Raw genomic sequence first — 18,633 nt, forward strand, 5'->3', positions numbered from 1 at the left:
CGCTCGCGTGTAGTGCCTGGTCAGAAGTGGCCACCCAGGAGTAGCGGGGCGGCCGGATGGTGGGCGCGCCGCGCGCTGCCGCGGGCAGCATCGCACTGAGGCAGCGCCTACCGCAGCGAGGGCTGCCACACCTGCTCATTGCCCTTTGCATTCTCAGACGGTCTGGACGATTTGCGGATTCAGCGACGTCTAAGCCGAGTGAACAGTGTTGCGACTGAGATACCTCCCGCCGTGCCGTTCTAGGTTGGCGGGATGCCGAATATCGGTTGCATTCCACCCAATATGGGAGCGGTTGGATGTACTCCTGCTGCCAACGCGGCAATCACTGTAGCAACCAGTTCGTCCGCCGCGACCGACGCTGTTCGAACCGCGTCTCGTCGTACTACCGCGGATCGCAGTAGATCTGCCATTCTCGACTGGTTTCGGTTCTCAGGCCACGAGATGGTGAGGTCACGGATGTACTGGCGACGCTGCCAGGCTCGCCCGCGGGACAGTTCCTCGCGTTCGGACTCGCCAAGCTCGTAGGACTCCTATTTCCGGTGACCACCAACCGACACACTGTTCTCGGCATCGTCCTCGCCGGGTTCCTCGTGGGTTTCCGGGGCAACCGTCTCGCCTTTCGGTGCCAGCCTGCCGAATGGGTAACGATCGATGGGATTCTCCCGTGCGGAGAAGTCCTCTTCCAGGCCGTCCAGATCGGCCACGACGAGTTCGAGCAACTCGGCGCGGGTATTCTCGTGGGTGGGACTCGCGAGAACTGGGTGTTCGGTCACTCTAGGGGGTAACGGCTCGCGACGATCACGACACCGGGCGCGGCCAGATCGCCAGGACGATACTCGCCAGGTCAATGCCACGCTGAATGACGTCCTCCTCGCGCCAGCGCGTCGGGTGACCGCGGGTGAGCTCCCGGTTCAGCAGCAGCATGCTGTGCTGGTCCAACTGGGTATGCTTGCCGATGGCATCCGGCCGGATCGTCGTCGCTTCCTCGTCGGTCCACGGCAGGTTGCCGAGCGCCGGGTTGAGCTTGTCGGTCACCAGGGTCAGGTTGCCGAGAGTTTGCACGATCCGGTCCCGTTCCCGGCCGGCCTCGGGGTCGCCGGTGATGTCGGCGCCCCAGTGGTCCTGCCACGCCTGCGGCATCACATGCTCGATCTGCAGGTGACGTCGAGGGCAGTGCTGGATCTCGGATTTCGGCGAGCGCTTCCAGTCCTCGATGGCCTCGAGCACGACCCTGATCCGTCCCTGCTTCACCATGCCGTACAGGCGGGCGCTCGTCGCCGACTCGATCACTTCCTCGTCACGCGGCCAGTAACGGGTCGGCGCCTGCTGTCCGGCGAGGAACTCCTCGGTGACGTCACCGGCACCCGCTGGGTCGTGCGCGGAGAGTTCGCGCACCAAGGAGATCACCAACCGGTTGATGTCCTTGGTGGTCAGCCGCAGGAGCATCCGGCGCACGGCCCAGCTCTCCAACGACGCCAGCGCCTTGGCCCGCTGCTCGGCTGGTACGGCGTGACGGTCGGCAAGAAGCCACAGCATGACTGGCGTGAAGGCGCCCAGCTCCAGCGACTCGACGACCCGGTAGTAAAACGTTCCCTCCGGCGACTGCGGGTGGAATTCGGCAAGTCCCCGGAACTGCGAGGCATCGGATTTCAGCATCGCGAGAAGCGCCTGCGCACCTTCCAGCTCACGAACGCCGTTGTCGTCGGCGTGCTTGCGGAAGAGTTTGAATAGTTTGTCGTTGGGCACCTCGTCGTGGGTCCGCATGATGAGCCAGTACTGCAGGAACATGTCCAGGCGAGGCCGATTGTAGCGGCCCTGGCTGATCTCCTCGTGCCACCAGTCCTCGTCGAAATCCGACCAGTACCGGCGCTCCCACTCGTCCACCGGCCCATCGGCATCGTCGACCGCGCGGAAGACATAGTTCTTCACCAGGTCGGTGGCCAGCAGTTGCGTGCCGCGGGCATTCAACGTCTCGAAAATGAGCTGTTCGTTGTCCGCCATCTCCAAGTCGATGGCTACGACCTGGAGATGGCGGTCGAGCACCGTGGCCAGTGCCGAGAGACGCCTCGCCACGACGTCCTCCGGCGCTTCGCCCGCGGTGGCCCACTCCAGCGCCTCCTTACGGAAGAACCGGTGGGCCTGAACGATCCGGGTATCGGCCAGTTCGGCCGGCACCTCTATCCCGTTGGTCATCACCGCTTCGAAGGCGGCCCGGTCGCGGCGGGATGGCCAGACCTTGAACTGTTCCTCCTTGGCCGGAACGGCGTCCGGGTCGTTGAGGATCAGACCGGTGAGGCCCTTCGCGTCCAGCTTCGTGCCGTGCTCGGCGACGACTTCCTGCACGGCATCGGTCAGCAGTTGCAGCGTGGTCAACCGCTGCTGACCGTCGATAACGTTCTTGCGTTGCACGTGACCCACCGGTGTCACAGCGTCCTGGACGACCACGGCGCCGAAGAAGTGTTTCTCGACCTTCTGCGCGTCGGCGTCGTGGTCGAGAGCGTCGAGGACCGCCTCGGCGGTCCTCGCGACGTCGTTCCACAGGGGTTGCCACTGATCCTCCTGGTTCCAGACATAGGAACGCTGGAAGGGCGGTATCAGGTACCTGATCATCAGACCGAAGATCTGCTGCGGTGTCCTCGGATTGACTTCCACGCTGAACAGTCCTCCCCTGACTGGACGATATCGATGCCGAAGATCCGCAAGAACGGACCGATGGAGCACCTTACGGAAGCTGGGGCATTTCCGTGGAGCGTACGCGGCAACATCACGAGATCGGCGTAGTGCTCCGTCAGAAGAGGGCGTTCTCGGGTGCGAAGAGGCCATCTTCGGCGAACTGCGGTTTGCTGTCCAGGCCTGCCTTGGCTCGCCGGGACTTGGCCTTTCCCTTTTGACGTGCATGCCCTTGGCGACCTCTTCGGCGTAGCGCTCGTGGTTCAGTTCCAGCTACCGGTCCAGCACCTCGACCTGGACGGTCGAGCGGCTCGGTCGCAACTCTGCGTCATCTTTCCCTACGGGTGTTCACACGGGAATAACGACATCGATACCATCCGTGACCTCACTAGCGTGGTCCACTGACAACAGGGGAGGGCGTAAGTGCCACGGTTAGGTGTCGCTCTGGAGTTCCTTCAGTGTTACGACAAGCTGGAACGCCCCATCAAACGGGCGACGGACAAGGCGATTAAGACATTCCCCCAGCACACGTACGCAGGCCTGCATCTGGAGAAGGTTGAGGGTTCCTGCGACCCTCGGTTGCATACGATCCGGATCACCGGCGGATGGCGAGGCGTCGTGCTCGCTCCCGAGTCCGGGGACGAGTACTACCTGATCGCGGTGGTGAATCACGACGAGGCTGTACGCCGGTTGGCCAAGCGCCGGTACACCGTCAACCACGCGTTGGGCATCCTGGAGGTCCGAGACCAAGAGGCCATCGACACGCTCACACCGGCCTTCACCCGGGCCGCGCAGGCCGCTCCGCAACGATTGTTCGACGGACACAAGGACAGCGTGCTCGTCCGGCTCGGCATTGACGCCGGGCTCCTCCCCCTGATCAGGGGGCTGACCTCCGAGGAGCAACTGGACGTCCTCGCGACTCTGATCCCGCGTCGACAGTATGACGCCCTGTGTGGTCTGGCCAGCGGCCTGTCAGAGGACGAGGTGTGGCAGGAGCTCAGCCAGCACGTGGTGGATGTACCAGCCGACGTCGATCCGAACGACCTGGCCGCGGCCGTGGAGCGCACCCCGGACCAGTACCGCATGGTGTCCGGGCCGGACGAGCTGGCCGAGATACTGGCCAAACCATTCGAAGCCTGGCTGGTCTACCTCAATAGGCGGCAGCACAACCTGGCCTACCGGGATTCGTACCGCGGCTCGGCGCTGGTGACCGGTGGTCCCGGGACCGGCAAGACGGTGACCGCCCTGCACCGAGCGGCGTTCCTGGCCCAGCGGTATCGCGAGGACGAAGGACCCGCGCCCATCTTGCTCACGACCTTCAGCCGAAACCTGGCCGAGGCGCTGGAACGCCAGCTGACGTTGCTAGCCGATGAGCGAGTCCGTTCGAAGATCGACGTGATCAATGTGGATCGGCTGGCCTACCAGCTGGTGAGCCGGTATCGCGGCCAACAGCCCCAGATAGCTGACGACCGTGAACTCGCGGAACTGTGGCAGAAAGCTGCCACCGCCAGCGGCGAGTTCAGTTCGGCGTTCCTGGAGCGCGAATGGGAACAGGTGATTCTCACGCAGCGGCTGCCGGATCGTCTCGCCTATCTGGCTTGCGACCGGCCAGGGCGGGGCAAGCAACTGCGAGGCGCGGCGCGGGGGCGTGCTTGGCCAGCAATCAGTGGTGTGCTCGAACAGCTGCGTCAATCGGGTAAGCAGACCCTTCTGCAGCTTGCACAGGAGGCTGCTGACACCCTGCGCGAACGGAACACCGAAGGAGGCGAACATCTCTACCGTCACGTGATCGTGGACGAAGGGCAGGACCTGCATCCAGCGCACTGGGAGATGCTACGGGCAGCCGTCGCGTCCGGGGCGGACGACCTGTTCATCCTGTCCGACCCGAACCAACGGATCTACAACAACCGCGTCTCCCTCGAGCGGCTCGGGATACCGGTGCGTGGTCGCAGCCACCGGCTGACGATCAGTTACCGGACAACGCAGGAGATCCTGAACTGGGCGACCCCCATACTCACGGGCGAGCCGGCCACCGGACTCGACGACGAGCCGGACTCCCTCAACGGCTACCGTTCGGACCGGCAGGGCAATCGGCCGATGGTAATCACGTTTCCGGATCGCGCGGCCGAGACGCGCGGCCTAGTGGAAAAGGTCCGGGCATGGCTGGCCGAGGGTGTTGAGGCCGACGCGATCGGGGTGGCCACACGGACCAGGCAGCTGGCTCGGGAGAAGCGCGAAGCGTTGCGCGAAGCCAAGATCGCCGCGGTCGGTGCCGGTTCTAAGGAACGGGGCTCGGTGCGCGTGGACACCATGCACAAGATGAAGGGACGCGAGTTCCGCAACATGGCGGTCGTTCACGTCGACGATTCGCTGGTTCCGCTGCCCGCCGCCATGACGGACGTCGACGAAGACCCGGTCTCGTACGAACAAGACGTCTTGCGCGAGCGGTGCCTGCTGTTCGTCGCATGCACCCGGGCGCGCGATGCGCTCTACGTGTCGCACGTCGCGGGCCATGGCAGCCGCTTCCTACCCAACGGCGCGGCTACGGTGGGCGGGCGCGGTTGAGCGCGTCCTGCAAGGCGCACTTGACAGTGTGGGCGGTTCGCAGAGCGACCATGTTCTCAACGAAACGCTCGGTCGTGTCGCGACGTTTAGCGGGATTGCGGGAGCTTCGGCCAGCGGCTGCGCCACTTCCCGGTAGGCCTCCCGCTTCCGCGTGCTAACCCTCGCCGTCGGCGACGTCACACTCGATTCGGTGCTTCATTTCAACAACGTGGTGCATCGGCGTATTTGGGAGTATCAAGGTTTCCTCTCCCTGGCGATCACAATGCAACTGCTCGCAGTCCAACATATTCACAGCGGCCGACGCCCAACTCACCGCATCGCCCGTCTCGCCGCGGTGCTCCTCAAGCAGCACGAATGCGCGCACGGCTTGCCCGCCGCAGCCCTCGACGCACGGCAAGTACGCGAGACCGTTCACGACCGGACATCAGTTCCCGTCGTCTGCGATGCAATCTGGTCGGCCATGATAGTCCGCACGCGACATTGGCCGCAGCACTGGCAACGCATCGCGATCTGGACAATGCTACCGAGTCCGCGATCAATCGACTACGACGCACCCGGCAAAGTGGACATAGAGGATATTCGCTCGGACGTCTTGGTCGGCTTCATCGAAGCATTGCGGCAGACCGATCCCGATCGGCCTTCGCTAGGTCCGACCTTATCGAAGCAATCGACGGCGTGGGCTCGGACTGTGGGGACATGGACGCGCGCTTTTCGGTTCGGTGAGCGTGATTGGTCGCCCGCGGTAGGAACGCCTGGCAGGTGTTGATGGCTTTTCAGTCGTGACGTGTCGCCTCTTCCTGCTGCGGTACGCATAACGGATGCGACAGCGAGTTTCCCCATCGCGCCCTCTGTCATGATCGCCGCAGTCCCTCGTCAGCATCGGCACCGCGCACCTCAGCCGCGCGCACGTATGCCCTAGCCTGGACGCCTCCCATTGGCGAGGACCACAGAAACAGCGATGCGCACCTACTTCGAGCCCGAGGACGCCGAAGCGTTCCAAGCGGCCAAAGACCTGCTGATCCGGCGATGCGCGGCCTGGGCCGACGACCGTGGCCACACCGTCGATCCTTTCGTGCTGGCCGCGGCGCTGGACTTCCGGCACCACAGCATCGACGGACGACTGGGATACTGGACCACCGGTCTGGTCGAGAAATTCCTGCTGTCGCACGCACCACGCACTCTGTCGATCACCGCGCAGGACGCGGTCGACCTACCGGAAACCCTGCGCCTGCTCGTCCGTTACCTGCACGCGACCGGGTTGGCCGATCCCACCGGCGATCCGCTGGCCGACCTCGACGCGGCCATCACGAAGACCGGCGCCGCGTTCCCCACGGCGATGGCCGACGAACGCAACTTCGGCCCGGCCAAGTTCTGGGTGATGACCGCGACCCGTCATGGTGTCGACCCCACCGACGGCCCCACCATGGGCGCCTTCCTCGAGGACGCCCGCGCCGGCCGGGTCGACTACGACGACGAGGTTCTCGCCCATATCGCCGCGCGGCACGCCGGCGAGGAGTTTGACCGGACCGAACGCGCGGTTGCCCAGCTCCCCGTGTCACTTCCGCCGGAAGCCGAACTCGCGTCGGTCGCCGAGCACATCCCGGTGGTGGTCCGGTTGCGGGCACTGGTCGGCTGGATCGGTGACGGTCGGGCGCTGACCACGACCGGGAACATCAAACTCGGCGACGCCCGCGAGCTGGTGCAGCTGCTGGACACCGGCGACACCCTCGACCCGCGAATCGGCGAGCACGTGTCTCGCACCAGAAGCAGTACCGAGCTGCCCGGCCTCACTCACCTGATCGAGCTGGCCAAGAAGATCCGACTCGTCCGGGTGGTCAAGAACAAACTGGTGCGCGTGGCGAAGGCCGCGCCACTGTTGCGGGACAGCCTTGCGCTGTGGACCGCCGCGTTCGACGCGCTGCCCACCCTCGAGCTCCTCGTACGACCGGATTCGTGGGCGGCCGAGCACACCCGGATGCTCGACCGCATCCTCGACGAGGTGCTGCCCGACGTGCTCAACACCGTGTACGGGCTGCCCGAACCGATACCGGTGATCCGGCTGGCCGAAGGCGTCTGGTCGGCCTGCACCGAAGCGTTCTATCTCGACGCTCTCGATCCCGCGACCGCGGCACGGTGGCGCGAGGGCGTTGGTGCGGACCTTCGGCGGCTGCTCGGCCTGCTGGCCGAATTCGGCGCGGTCGAGTTGACCGTCGGCCGGCCCGATCCGATGTACCGGGCCGACCTGGAGCAGGACGAACCCGAGCAGCTGCCGCCGGACGCGAAGGACCGGCTGCGGGCTGCGCTGGACGTCGGCGCCGACCCCGTGGAGCTGGTCTCGCTCACGCCCCTGGCAACCCGGGCGGTGCGCGCCCACCTGCTTCTCGAAGGTCGCTACGCACCGCTGGTCGGCGAGCTGTCCGATGCCGAACCCGCCCAGTTGCTGGGCATGATCGCCGAGCATTACAGCCCGGAGATGGCCGAGGCGGAGATCGCCGGATGGCTGACCACGCACGGCGGCAGGGAGCGCGGACTGCCCCGGTTGCTGGATGGGGTGCGCGGCTGTCCGTTCCGCACCCGCGCGGCCGCGATGCTCGATGTGCTGGCCCAGACCGCTCCCGATCGGTCCGCGTTCTTGCACGAACTGCGCGCGGACCAGCGGTTGGGCCCAATCGTGACACAAATGCTCGTCGATGATGGCGAAATCAGCCTGGACGAGCTCTCCCCGGAGGAGGGGTTGCGCGCGATGACCGAGCAGTTCATCCACCTGCTGGAAATCGGCGGCCCCGACGTCGTGGCCGATGCACTCGCCGAAATCCCGGCCGACCAGGCGCACGACACGGTGGCGGCATTACTGACCTCTGGCCACCCCGACCCAACCGGCTTGGACGAACTACGCACCCTCGCCCATGCCCAGCTCGGCGAAGGCCGCCCCGGACGCGCCGCCGTGCATCCCCTGGCCGGGGTCTCCCGATCCAACCACCGACACGGCAAGCGCAAGGGGCGCCGATGATCCCACCTGCGGCGACGGCGAGGTGGCCTCGGCTCCCTTCTTTGCCGGACGAGCCTTGGCGGTAGCTCCGGCACAGCCACCGCCAAGAAGGAAACGGCCGGTCGACGGCACCGCGGCCCAGCCGGAGACGACGCTGACATCGCCGTGCGTTTCGGCTGGAACGGCCGGGACCTTCTCCCGGGCATTTGACGCCGCCAGTGTCACCGAATTCCGTCGCGTCCGCATCGTGATCAACAAACCATGTGGCATCACTCGATTAGGTGGTTCATTTTCATATCGGCATATTCCGACGTACTTGGGTAGTGTCAGGTTTTCCTCTCCTTGGAGATAGCCATGCATCACCACCTCCAATCCAACGTATTCGAGGATATCGACTGCGGACTAGCCAGCTCGACCGATCTCAGCGCGATAATTCTGGCGCGGGATGAGTGCGCCGAGGGAGTTCCTTCCGCCGCGATCGACGTGCGGCAAGCACGGGAACTCGTGCACGACCGGACCGCAAGCCCCGTCATCCGCAATGCCATCTGGACTTCCGTGCTGGTACGCACCCGGTTGCGGCCACAGCACTGGCAATCCGTCGCGATCTGGATCATGCTGCCGGGCCTCGGGGCGATCGCCAGGCGGCTGCGGCGAATCTGGCGGTTAGACATAGCGGACATTCGCTCGGAGGTTCTGGTCGGCTTCGTCGAAGCATTGCGGCAAACCGATCCCAACCGGAACTCGCCCGGTACGACCTTGTGGTGGGCCACCTACCGGCATGCCAGGGCCGCCTGTCAACGGTCCGTACGTGAAATTCCCAGGGAGGACCTGGATGATCTCGTCGCGCGGTCCGCAGTGTCCGATCACTCGAATACCCCGCCCTCCTGCCCGGTCTCCTACGGTGTCGTCGAGGTCTCGTCGACCGGCGAGCCGTCCGATCGTGCCGAAGGTGAACGCATCGGCTCGATTGCCGAGCGACTGGGTCTTCGCGACCGCATCCGGGACCGTGGTGCTGCCCAGCAACATGGCCGCATCATCGACTACCGAACCTATCGCCGCCGGACCCGCACGATACTCAGCCAGCACGCGCGATCCGTTTCCGCCCGAGGGAACGGGGAAGGTGATGCCGCATGACCGCACCGAAACAAGGCCGTCGCACCCTGACCTTCCCGGAACTCTTCCAACTGCCCGCCACCGTCGATCTGACCACCGCGGCCGACGCGATGGGCATCAGCGCCAACACCGCGTACAAGCTCATAAAGCGCGAAGAATTCCCGTGCACTGTCCTCCGGCCGGGCTGGCACTACCGGGTGCCGACGATGGCCTTGATGAAAGCCCTTGAAGTCGAGAATCTACCCATTCACCTCGATGATGTGGACAGCGGAGCCGATTTCGCTGCCCGAGCATAGTAACGAATCTCTCCCACACCCCCACCGAAAGATCGCCAATGCAATCGTTCGCACCCTCAGATCTTGATCTGGCCGATAATCAATTCAGAAACCTGATAGCGGCGACTCGGCCACTCGCCAACAAATTCGGCCCACAGTATCGGGGCGATCGCCGGGACCTCGATTCCGAGATCTTGACGGGCTTTCTGCAGGCGCTTGCCGACGCGGACCCCGAGGAACCCGACCTCTACATCCAGCTGTATCGGAACGCGTTCCGGCACGGGCGCACCGAGTGCGAGCAGGAAACCCGGATGGCAGCCAGGCATACCGTGCTGACCGGCCTGCTCCACGGAATCCACTGCGAACCGCCCGGGAATCCGGACCTGGTTCTCGCCAAGGCCATGCGGGGCGGCGTGATCACGCCCCACCAAGCCGATCTGGTCAGCGGAATTCACCTCGACCGTGGCCAGCGACGCGAGGTCGCACGCTCACTCGGCGTAACTGCGTACCAGATCAGGGTTGAACTCACCGCCGCACGACGTGGATTGTCCCAATACCTGGACGCGGTGTAAGAGACCCCAGCACGCAGCCCGCTGAGGCTGGTCCGACAAACCCTGTGGCGCGGGCGGTGGCGATCCACCGCCCGCGCACGCTCCTCGGTCGGTAGCGAGCGGGCTCACTCGTCGGGCCGGTATGCGAACTTTGCTCCTCCAGCGGCAGCAGTGCTGGTCTGGATGTGTTGGGGTGAGAGGCGCTTCGAACCGGTGTGGGTTTACTGGTTTTCGGCGTCTTCTCGGAAGTGGTTCGCGGCGTCCAGGAGGTCGAGGTAGCCGTGGGTGGCTTCCCAGAGGTGGTTTTCCGGGTAGCGGCCGTCGCCGCGGTGTTCGCGGCGCCAGTCGTGGGCCCAGTACCTCTGATGGACGGTTTGCAGCCGCGCCAAGGTCCGGTCGAGGTCCGTGGCGATGCGGTGCCGCACCTGCTCAGGACTTGCCTTCAGCCTCGGTAAATCCGCGAGCCGGCGTTCCCGCAGCGCGTCCAGCACGGCCTCGTCGGTTCCGGCCAGGGACCAGAACCGCACGGGCTCGCGGATGACGTGGTTCCACACCGGCTCGTGCCGGGAGCGCCACCAGTAGGCGATGCCACCTTTGTCCAGTCGCAGCATGTCCACGAGCCACGGTGTTCCCGGTGGCTCCGAACACCAAGGCACCTCCTCCGGTGGGAGGTTGAGCGCGAACGCCACGCTCAGATTCTCGATGGGGTCGCCACCTTCGAGGAGCTCACCGAAGACATAGGCCTCTTGCAGGAACGGCTCCTCCACTGGCAGGCGTGTCGTGTGGCCGCACCCGTCGGCCAGCGAGCGAAGTTTCTCGACGGCTCGTCGATAGCGCATAACCACATTGTCGCCAGGTCTACCGGCGATCGCTGCTCGAGCAGGGCGGTGCTCGACGTCGCGAGGGGGGCGTGGCAGGGATCTCGGCGGCTATCGCAGGTCGGCGAGGAGGGCGTCGAGGGCCTTCTTGAGGGCGTCGGAGTTGGCCTGGTCGAACCAGGTGGTGCGGATGCGTTCGTTGTTTCCGTTCGGGGTCTCGTGGTCGGCGGCGAGTTGCTGCAGGGAGCGGGTCTGGTCGCTCAGGGAGCGGCCGAGGCCCTGGAAGAGGCTGCGGAGGTAGCGGTCGGCGTCGTCGGAGGGGATGCCGTGGGTGGCGGCCCACGAGGTGAGGGTGGCGAGGTACGCGTAGTGGGTGGTCAGCGTTCCCGTCAGGGCCGAGAAGACGTTGAAGGCCGGTTCGTCCGCGACCGGGAGCGCCCCGCCCAGGTGCTCGAAGAAGGAATCGACCGCCGGGTGCGACGGGTACACCACCGTGACGGAGCGGCGTTCGCGGATGGTGGGCAGGGGGATGGCCCGTACCAGCGGGGCGTCGGTGGCCAGTGTCCGGCGCAGGTCGTCGTTGCCGACGCCGGCCATCACGTTGACCACGATCTTGTCCTCGGCCACGCGCAATCCGGCCAGTGCGTCGTGCCGGTCCTGGCGGCGTACGGCGATGATCACCAGCTCGGAACGGTCCACCACCTCCTGGTTGCCGGCGCAGGTCCGCACGGTCGGATAGCGCTGGGTCAGTTCGGCGGCCGTGCGGGCGCCTCACGGGGAGAGGTGGATCTCCGGCGGCTCCCCGGTGCCGTCGCACAGGCCGGCCACGATGGCCCGGCCGATCTCGCCCACTCCGATGATGCCGAGGTGTTTCACGGTGCCTTCCTCCATCGTGCGTCTGTGTCGTCGAGTCCGCGTCAGCGGAGTCCGTACATCGCCACCTGGTGGAAAGCCGCGAGCGCATCGTCGATGGGATGCGGCTGCGGCTTGCCCGAGGAGTCGAGTCTGTTCCACCGCTGCAGGTTCAGCGCGAGGGACAGTTGCCGCTTGCCGTCGGCACGGGTCATGGCCAACGCTCCGGCACCCCAGACCGTACCGCCGTGGCCCCAGAACGTGGCCCGGCCGGGAGTCTCCATCGGGTGCAGGCCGAGGCCGTAGTCGATCGTCTTGCCTTCCTGGGAGATGACCGGGACGGTGCGTCGCATCTGCGCCAGCGACGACCGGCTGACGATCTCGCCGGCCAGCAGCATGCCGAAGAAGCGGTTGAGGTCCGCGACCGTCGATATCAGCGAGGCCGCCGGCCCGACCCAGGACATGTCGTAGACGCTGTAGTCGCGCGGCGGGTCGATCATGCCGAACCACGCCTCGTAGCTCCGCGAATGCGGCCCGTCGACGGACGGTTCGGCGGGGAGTTCGGTGTCCCGGAGCCCAGCGCGCTCGATGACGTTCCGGGTGATGTACTTGTCGGCCGCGATGCCGGTCACCTGTTCCAGGAGTTCGCCGAGGAGCAGGTAGTTGGTGTTGGAGTACACCCCCGGAGTGCCGCCCGGGGCGCCGACGGCGGGTGCGGCGACCCCCATCTCGATCAGTTCGGTGGGGTGAAACCGCGTGAACCGGTGGTCGTCCAGGCTCTGCGGGCTGGTGTCCGCCAGGGCGGGGGGCGCCTTGAGGGAGGGGTAGGCGAAAGGGAGGTACTCGGCGAGCCCGCTGGTGTGGTTGATCAGCATCCGGACCGTGATCGCGTTGCCGCGTTCTCCCGGGACCAGCCGCGGCAGGTAGCGGCCGACCGGCGCGTCGAGACCGATCTGACCGCTCTCGACCTGCTGCAGCACCGCGGCGGCGGTGAAGGTCTTGGTGATGCTGCCGACGCGGTGCCGCAGGCCGGCGGTGACGGGACGACCGGTGGCGACATCGGCGACCCCCGCCGCACCGCGCCAGACCTGGTCGCCGTCACGCACCTCGGCGAACAAGCCCGGCATTCCGGCGCGGTGAACGTTTTCCAGGGCGGCGTTCAGCTCGGCGGGATCCAGTGGGGTCTGCCCGATCCGCGCTCTTTCGCATTCCATGCCCACATTATGCACGCGGTGCGTGCAACAGCAAGTGCATAAGTTATGCTGAGCCCGGACGAGAGGGGCGAGATGGCGGGCCGAAGGCGTTGGTCGACCGAGGAAATCCTGGACACGGCGGCGGAACTGCTGCGCACGAGCGACGCCGAGTCGTTCAGCGTGCGCAAGCTCGCCGCGGCGCTCGGGACCGATTCCTCCAGCCTCTACCGGCACTTCCGCAACAAGACCGAACTGCTGCGCGCGGCCGCCGACCGGATCCTCGTGGCCGCCATGGACGGCCACCGCCCCGAGGGCGATTGGAAACAGCGCATCACCGCCCTGGCCCTGCGCTTGAGAGAGGCCTTCGGCCAGCAACCCCAGCTCGCCGCGATCTGGGGACGCTACGCCTCAAGCGGCGCCGGTTCCCGGCTGGTCATGGAGGAAGCACTGCAGGCCCTGCGCGCGTCGGGCCTGCCCGACGCGGAGATTCCGGCGCGCTACCACCGGATCGCGGTCCTGCTCGCCGCGTTGATCGCCGCCGAGGCGGGGGTCGCCACCCTCACCCCTGCCGAGCGCGAGCAGGGCCTGGAACTGTTCCGCGTCGCGGTACTGGGCGCCGACCCCGAACGCTTCCCCGCCCTGGCCCACTTCGCCCGCGACGTCCGACCCCTCGGGGCGGACCGCCGCGGCGCGTTCGAAGAGATCCTCGCCGCCCAACTCGCCCAGATCGAGGCGGGAATCCCCTGACGCGGACGCCACGAGCACGCCGATCACCCGTGGCAAAATCACCCGGGTGCAGATCGGGACGCTGGGACCATTCGAGGTTCGCACGGACGACGGCGTCTTCGCCGACGTACCGGGCGCCCGGTTGCGCGGGCTGCTGGTCGCCCTCGCGCTCAACCCGGGCCAGGTAGTCCCGAAGGCGACGCTCGTCGACTGGATCTGGGGTGAGCACCCACCCGCCGACGCGACGAATGCCTTGCAACGCTTGGTTTCCCGGTTGCGGAAGGCGCTGCCGGAAGGGGTGGTCGAGGGGCAGCCGAACGGCTACCGGTTGCGGGTGGAACCGGACGCCGTGGACGCCGTGCGGTTCGAACGCCTGGTCAGGCAGGCCCGCGATGACGAGGATCCGCGACTGCTGCGCGAGGCCCTCGCCTTGTGGCGCGGTGCGGCCATGCAGGACATCGGTTTGCCGGACAGTGCGGCGCTCGACGCGGCGGTCACCCGGCTCGAGGGGCTGCGCCTGAGCGCCCTGGAGGACCGGTTCGACGCGGAGATCGCCCTCGGCCACGGCGCCGAGCTGGTCACGGAACTGACCGATCTGGTGGCCGCGCATCCGGTGCGGGAACGGCTTGTCGCCGCGCTGATGCGTGCCCTCGTCGCGACCGGTCGCGACACCGAGGCGCTGCTCGTGTACGAGCGCCTGCGCGCAACCCTGGCCGACGAGCTGGGCGTCGACCCCGCACCGGAGCTGTCCGCGTTGCACGTCGCGCTGCTGCGGGGCGAACTGGGACGGCGGGAGGAGAACCGGAAGACCAACCTGCGCGCCGAGCTGACCAGCTACGTCGGCAAGGACGCCGATGTCGCCGGGGTCCGCGAACTCGTCGCCGAACATCGGCTCACCACCCTGATCGGACCGGGCGGCGCGGGGAAGACCAGGCTGGCCACGGAAACCGCGCGCACCCTGCTCGGCGACCTGCCGGACGGGGCCTGGCTGGTGGAGTTCGCCGCCATCGGCGCGGACGGCGACGTGGCGCAGGCGACGCTCGCCGGGCTCGCTCTCCGGGACGCGCTGCTCGGTGAGGCGTCGAACCTGGAGCCGGCCGACCGGCTCGTCGCCGCGCTCCGCGAGCGGGAGATGCTGCTGGTGCTGGACAACTGCGAGCACGTGATCGAGCCGGTGGCGGCGTTCGCCCATCGGCTGCTCGGGGAGTGCCGGCGGCTGCGGATCCTGGCGACGAGCAGGGAACCGCTCGGCATCACCGGGGAGGCGCTGTGGCCGGTCCAGCCGCTGGCCCTGCCGGAGGAGGGCGCCGCCCCCGGCGAGATCGAGTCCTCGCCGGCCATCCGGTTGCTGCGGGACCGGGCGAGCGCGGTACGCAAGGATTTCCCAGTCGACGCGCACACGTTGCCGACGATGGTGCGCATCTGCCGGGCGCTGGACGGGATGCCGCTGGCGATCGAACTGGCCGCGGCCAGGTTGCGCACCATGTCCCTCGACCAGCTCGCCAACCGGCTCGACGACCGGTTCCGCCTGCTGACCGGGGGTAGCCGCACCGCGTTGCCGCGGCACCGAACGCTGCGCGCGATGGTCGACTGGAGCTGGGAACTGCTGACCGACGCGGAACGGACGGTCCTGCGCAGGCTGTCGGTGTTCTGGGGCGGGGCGAGCCTGGAGGCGGCCGAGCGGGTCTGCGCGGGCGACGGGGTCGAGGCGGGAGAGGTGCTCGAGCTGCTCACCGCGCTGACCGAGAAGTCGCTGCTGATCGCCGAGGGCGACAGCGCACCGCGCTACCGGATGCTCGGCACGATCAAGGAGTACGCCGAGTACCGCCTCGCGGAGGCGGGGGAATCGGACCTGGCGCGCCACGCGCATCTCGCCTACTTCACCGAACTCGCCGAGACCGCCGAACCGCATCTTCGCCGCGCCGGGCAACTGGCCTGGCTCGCCACGCTCGAGGCCGAGCACGACAACCTCGGTGCCGCGATGCGTGGCGCGCTCGCGGCGGGCGAGGCGCAGGCGGCGATGCGGCTCGCGGCGAGTGCCGGCTGGTACTGGTGGCTCAGCGGGCACAAGGCCGAAGGCGTCGAGCTGATCAGCGCGGCCGCCGAAACGCCCGGCGAGGTGGCCGATGAGATCCGGGCCGTCGTGTACGCGTTCGTCGGGGGGTTCCTGAGCTCCGGGCGGGGAGCCGACGAGCACGACGCGGCGGAGTGGACCCACCAGGTTTACGAACTCAGCCGGCGGATGCGGAGCCGGCACCCCGCGGTGGCACTGACCATCCCGCTGGAACACATGTTGCGGGAGCCGGACGCGCCCCTGTCCGCGTGGGAACCCTTGCTGGACGGCGAGGACCCCTGGGTACGCGCCCTGGCCCGGCTGCAGCTCGGCAAGACGCGGGCCATGCTCGGCCACCCCGGGCGGGATGTGGACGCACAGCTGGAGACGGCGTTCGCCGAGTTCCGGGCGCTCGGCGAACGGTGGGGCATGTCGTTCGCCCTGACCGAGCTGGCGGACCGCATCGCCACGCGCGGCGAGTTCGCCGCCGCCTGCGAGTACCTGGACCAGGCGGTCGCGGTCGTGACCGAGGTCGGCGCCATCGAGGACGTCATCCGGATGCGGTCGCGGCAGGCGCAGCTGTACTGGCTGCTGGGAGCGGAGGACGCCAGCGCGGCCGCCCTGACCGAGGCGGAACGGTGCGCCGACGGGGTCACCTGGCCGGAAGCGCTGGTGGAGCTGGCCTTCTCCAGAGCGGAACTCGCTCGCTGGCGCGGCGACGCCGACGAGGCTCACCGGCAACTCGAGGTCGCGCGGACCATCCTGGGCGACAAGGCGGGGAACCTCCGCGCGCCGATAGACGACCTGCTGGGCTATCTCGCCGGCGATCTCGACGAGGCCCGCGAGTACCGCGCCTCGGCCTGCCAGGCGGCGGCCGGGTCGGGGTTCGCGCCCGCGATCGCGCAGGTGCTCGTCGGGGTCGCGGATCTGGCACTGCGCCGCGACCAGTACGCGCAGGCCGCGCGGCTGCTCGCGGCGAGCACCGCCGTGCGCGGGCTGCCGGATCGTGCCAACCCGGACCTGGCCCGGATCGAGCAGGCCGCGCGGAACCGCCTCGGCGACGCGGGATTCGCCGAGGCGGCTCGGGAGGGCACCGAGACGAGCTGGGATCAGCTGGTCGCGGTCACGCTCGCCACTTGTCGGCCGGAGCGATCGCGCTGCTGAAGAACGACGGCACGGAGGCCGGGCCGAGCCAGTCGAGGAAACTCCCCGCCGGGCTGAATTCCAGCAGGAAGGCCTCCCCGATGGCGAGCCTGTCCAGCACGGCCCGCGGCGAGTCCGCCGCGGGTTCTCCGGCCCCGTCAGCAGTTCGTCCACCGCGGCGAACTGACCGAGGACGCCGATCGCCAATTTCTCATGCGGCCACCATCGGCGCCGCCGCGGTCACGCCCCTGACACGCCCCGGCCACGGCGGGCGCCGGTGCCTGATCGGTGTCTCGGCCGTGTCAGCCGCATGTCCGGCCCCTCGGCGATCGTGGCCGCGACAGACCACCACGAAAGGAAAACCGATGACTCAGACGGTTCCCGTCCCGCAGGGCCTCCCCATGGAACGCGACGCGGGCCCGTTCGATCCGCCGCGCCAGATCACCCGGCTGCGCGAGGCCCGCCCGGTCAGTCCCCTGCTCTTCCCCGACGGTCACGAAGGCTGGCTCGTCACCGGCTACGACGCGGTCCGCCAGCTCATGGCCGACACCCGGTTCAGCTCCCGCCAGGACCTCGGCATCATCCACCTGCCGTACGAGACCCCCGGCATGCCCGTCGTCACCGAACCGTCCCCGCAGATGCCGGGCATGTTCGTCGCCATGGACCCGCCGGACCACACCCGGCTGCGGCGCAAGCTCACCGGCGCCTTCACCGTCAAACGCATGAAACTGCTCGAAGAGCAGATCATCGACGTCGCCGAGCGGCAACTGGACGAGCTGGCGCGCCTGACCCCGCCGGTCGATCTGGTCAAGGAGTTCGCGCTGCCGGTGCCCTCGCTGGTGATCTGCGAACTGCTCGGCGTCCCCTACGCGGACCGGGAGACCTTCCAGGTCAACTCCGCCCAGCTCATGGTCCGGGACCAGACGCTGGACGAGAAGATGGCCGCGTTCGTCGCGATGAACACCTACCTGGCCGAACTGGTCACGCGCAAACGCGCCGACCCCGGCGAGGACCTCCTGTCCGATCTGGCCCGCCAGGACGACCTCACCATCGAGGAGCTGACCGGCATCGGCTTCCTGCTGCTGCTCGCGGGCCACGAGACCACCGCCAACATGCTGGCACTGGGCACCTTCGCGCTCCTGGAGCACCCCGAGCAGCTGGCCGAACTGCGCGCCGACCCGGGCCTGATGCCCGATGCCGTCGAGGAACTCATGCGCTACCTGTCCGTCGCCGATGTCTTCTACCGCTACGCGACCGAAGACCTCGAACTCGGCGGCGAGACGATCGCCAAGGGATCGACCGTCGCCATCTCACTGCTGGCCGCCAACCGCGACCCCCGGCGCTTCGACAACCCCGACACCCTGGACTTCCACCGCAAGGCCCGCGGTCATCTGGCCTTCGGCCACGGCATCCACCAATGCCTCGGCCAGCAACTGGCCCGCATCGAGATGCGCGCCGGGTTCGACGGGCTGCTGTGCCGCTTTCCGAACCTCAAGCTCGCCGTCCCCGCCGACGAGGTGAAACTCCGGACCGACATGAACATCTACGGCGTGCACGAACTGCCGGTCACCTGGACGGAAACGTCCCGGTAGCAGACGGCCGGTCGCGTCGTGAGTGTTCCGGCCGGTTATTGATTCGTAAGGCAAATATGGCGTGTCAGTCTGCGGCGTAGCGGGTTTCGTCCT

General features: G+C 67.5%; 15 protein-coding genes. 8 read left to right on the forward strand and 7 right to left on the reverse strand.

What is annotated here, in order from left to right:
• Window positions 1–530 precede the first annotated feature (530 nt).
• A complete protein-coding gene (locus FXO23_RS47160) occupies window positions 531–719 on the reverse strand; it encodes a hypothetical protein (protein ID WP_158895135.1) in 189 nt (62 codons plus the stop codon).
• Between the two features lie 79 nt (window positions 720–798).
• On the reverse strand, window positions 799–2,652 hold the full coding sequence (locus tag FXO23_RS47165) for a DUF262 domain-containing protein (protein ID WP_158895137.1): 1,854 nt from the start codon (window positions 2,650–2,652) through the stop codon (window positions 799–801).
• A 636-nt stretch (window positions 2,653–3,288) separates the two neighbouring features.
• Between FXO23_RS47165 and FXO23_RS47170 the strand changes: the two genes are divergently transcribed.
• Window positions 3,289–5,235, forward strand: coding sequence for a UvrD-helicase domain-containing protein (locus tag FXO23_RS47170; protein WP_218952389.1), 1,947 nt, complete (start codon window positions 3,289–3,291; stop codon window positions 5,233–5,235).
• Between the two features lie 154 nt (window positions 5,236–5,389).
• Here the strand turns inward: FXO23_RS47170 and FXO23_RS47175 are convergent, their stop codons facing one another.
• Window positions 5,390–5,650, reverse strand: coding sequence for a hypothetical protein (locus FXO23_RS47175; RefSeq protein ID WP_158895141.1), 261 nt, complete (start codon window positions 5,648–5,650; stop codon window positions 5,390–5,392).
• Window positions 5,651–6,193: 543 nt separating this feature from the next.
• Here FXO23_RS47175 and FXO23_RS47180 point away from each other — a divergent pair.
• From FXO23_RS47180 to FXO23_RS47195, 4 genes are all read left to right on the forward strand, one after another.
• The gene (locus tag FXO23_RS47180; RefSeq protein ID WP_158895143.1) at window positions 6,194–8,245 is read left to right on the forward strand and encodes a hypothetical protein; all 2,052 of its coding nucleotides are present in this window, start codon (window positions 6,194–6,196) and stop codon (window positions 8,243–8,245) included.
• 333 nt (window positions 8,246–8,578) lie between these two features.
• Window positions 8,579–9,358 (forward strand): hypothetical protein, encoded by a 780-nt coding sequence (locus FXO23_RS47185; protein ID WP_158895145.1) that lies wholly within the window; start codon window positions 8,579–8,581, stop codon window positions 9,356–9,358.
• Window positions 9,355–9,633 (forward strand): helix-turn-helix domain-containing protein, encoded by a 279-nt coding sequence (locus FXO23_RS47190; RefSeq protein ID WP_158895147.1) that lies wholly within the window; start codon window positions 9,355–9,357, stop codon window positions 9,631–9,633. The genes FXO23_RS47185 and FXO23_RS47190 overlap by 4 nt, the downstream gene beginning before the upstream one ends.
• Window positions 9,634–9,671: 38 nt before the next feature.
• Window positions 9,672–10,184 (forward strand): hypothetical protein, encoded by a 513-nt coding sequence (locus tag FXO23_RS47195; RefSeq protein ID WP_158895149.1) that lies wholly within the window; start codon window positions 9,672–9,674, stop codon window positions 10,182–10,184.
• 200 nt (window positions 10,185–10,384) lie between these two features.
• Here FXO23_RS47195 and FXO23_RS47200 read toward each other — a convergent pair whose 3' ends face one another.
• From FXO23_RS47200 to FXO23_RS47210, 3 genes are all read right to left on the reverse strand, one after another.
• Entirely contained in the window at window positions 10,385–11,002 is a 618-nt protein-coding gene (locus FXO23_RS47200; protein ID WP_158895151.1) for a DUF7711 family protein, read from the reverse strand.
• A gap of 90 nt (window positions 11,003–11,092) precedes the next feature.
• Entirely contained in the window at window positions 11,093–11,731 is a 639-nt protein-coding gene (locus tag FXO23_RS47205; RefSeq protein WP_281356743.1) for an NAD(P)-binding domain-containing protein, read from the reverse strand.
• A gap of 167 nt (window positions 11,732–11,898) precedes the next feature.
• Window positions 11,899–13,047 carry a serine hydrolase domain-containing protein gene (locus FXO23_RS47210; RefSeq protein ID WP_158895153.1) on the reverse strand — a complete coding sequence of 383 codons (1,149 nt, stop codon included), beginning with the start codon at window positions 13,045–13,047 and terminating at the stop codon, window positions 11,899–11,901.
• Window positions 13,048–13,119: 72 nt separating this feature from the next.
• On the opposite strand from FXO23_RS47210, the gene FXO23_RS47215 reads away from it, so the two are divergent.
• Entirely contained in the window at window positions 13,120–13,773 is a 654-nt protein-coding gene (locus tag FXO23_RS47215) for a TetR/AcrR family transcriptional regulator (RefSeq protein ID WP_158895155.1), read from the forward strand.
• Window positions 13,774–13,819: 46 nt separating this feature from the next.
• Window positions 13,820–16,969: an AfsR/SARP family transcriptional regulator gene (locus FXO23_RS47220; RefSeq protein WP_158895157.1), complete on the forward strand. Its 3,150-nt coding sequence runs from the start codon at window positions 13,820–13,822 to the stop codon at window positions 16,967–16,969.
• On the opposite strand, the gene FXO23_RS47225 is transcribed toward FXO23_RS47220, so the two are convergent.
• On the reverse strand, window positions 16,929–17,069 hold the full coding sequence (locus tag FXO23_RS47225) for a hypothetical protein (protein ID WP_158895159.1): 141 nt from the start codon (window positions 17,067–17,069) through the stop codon (window positions 16,929–16,931). The two genes, FXO23_RS47220 and FXO23_RS47225, sit on opposite strands and share 41 nt — an antisense overlap.
• 244 nt (window positions 17,070–17,313) lie before the next feature.
• On the opposite strand from FXO23_RS47225, the gene FXO23_RS47230 reads away from it, so the two are divergent.
• Complete coding sequence (locus tag FXO23_RS47230; RefSeq protein WP_158895161.1) at window positions 17,314–18,540, forward strand: cytochrome P450; 1,227 nt, start codon at window positions 17,314–17,316, stop codon at window positions 18,538–18,540.
• The last annotated feature ends 93 nt before the right edge of the window (window positions 18,541–18,633 follow it).

This window comes from Amycolatopsis anabasis (assembly GCF_009765355.1).
In the GTDB taxonomy this organism is placed as follows: domain Bacteria; phylum Actinomycetota; class Actinomycetes; order Mycobacteriales; family Pseudonocardiaceae; genus Amycolatopsis; species Amycolatopsis anabasis.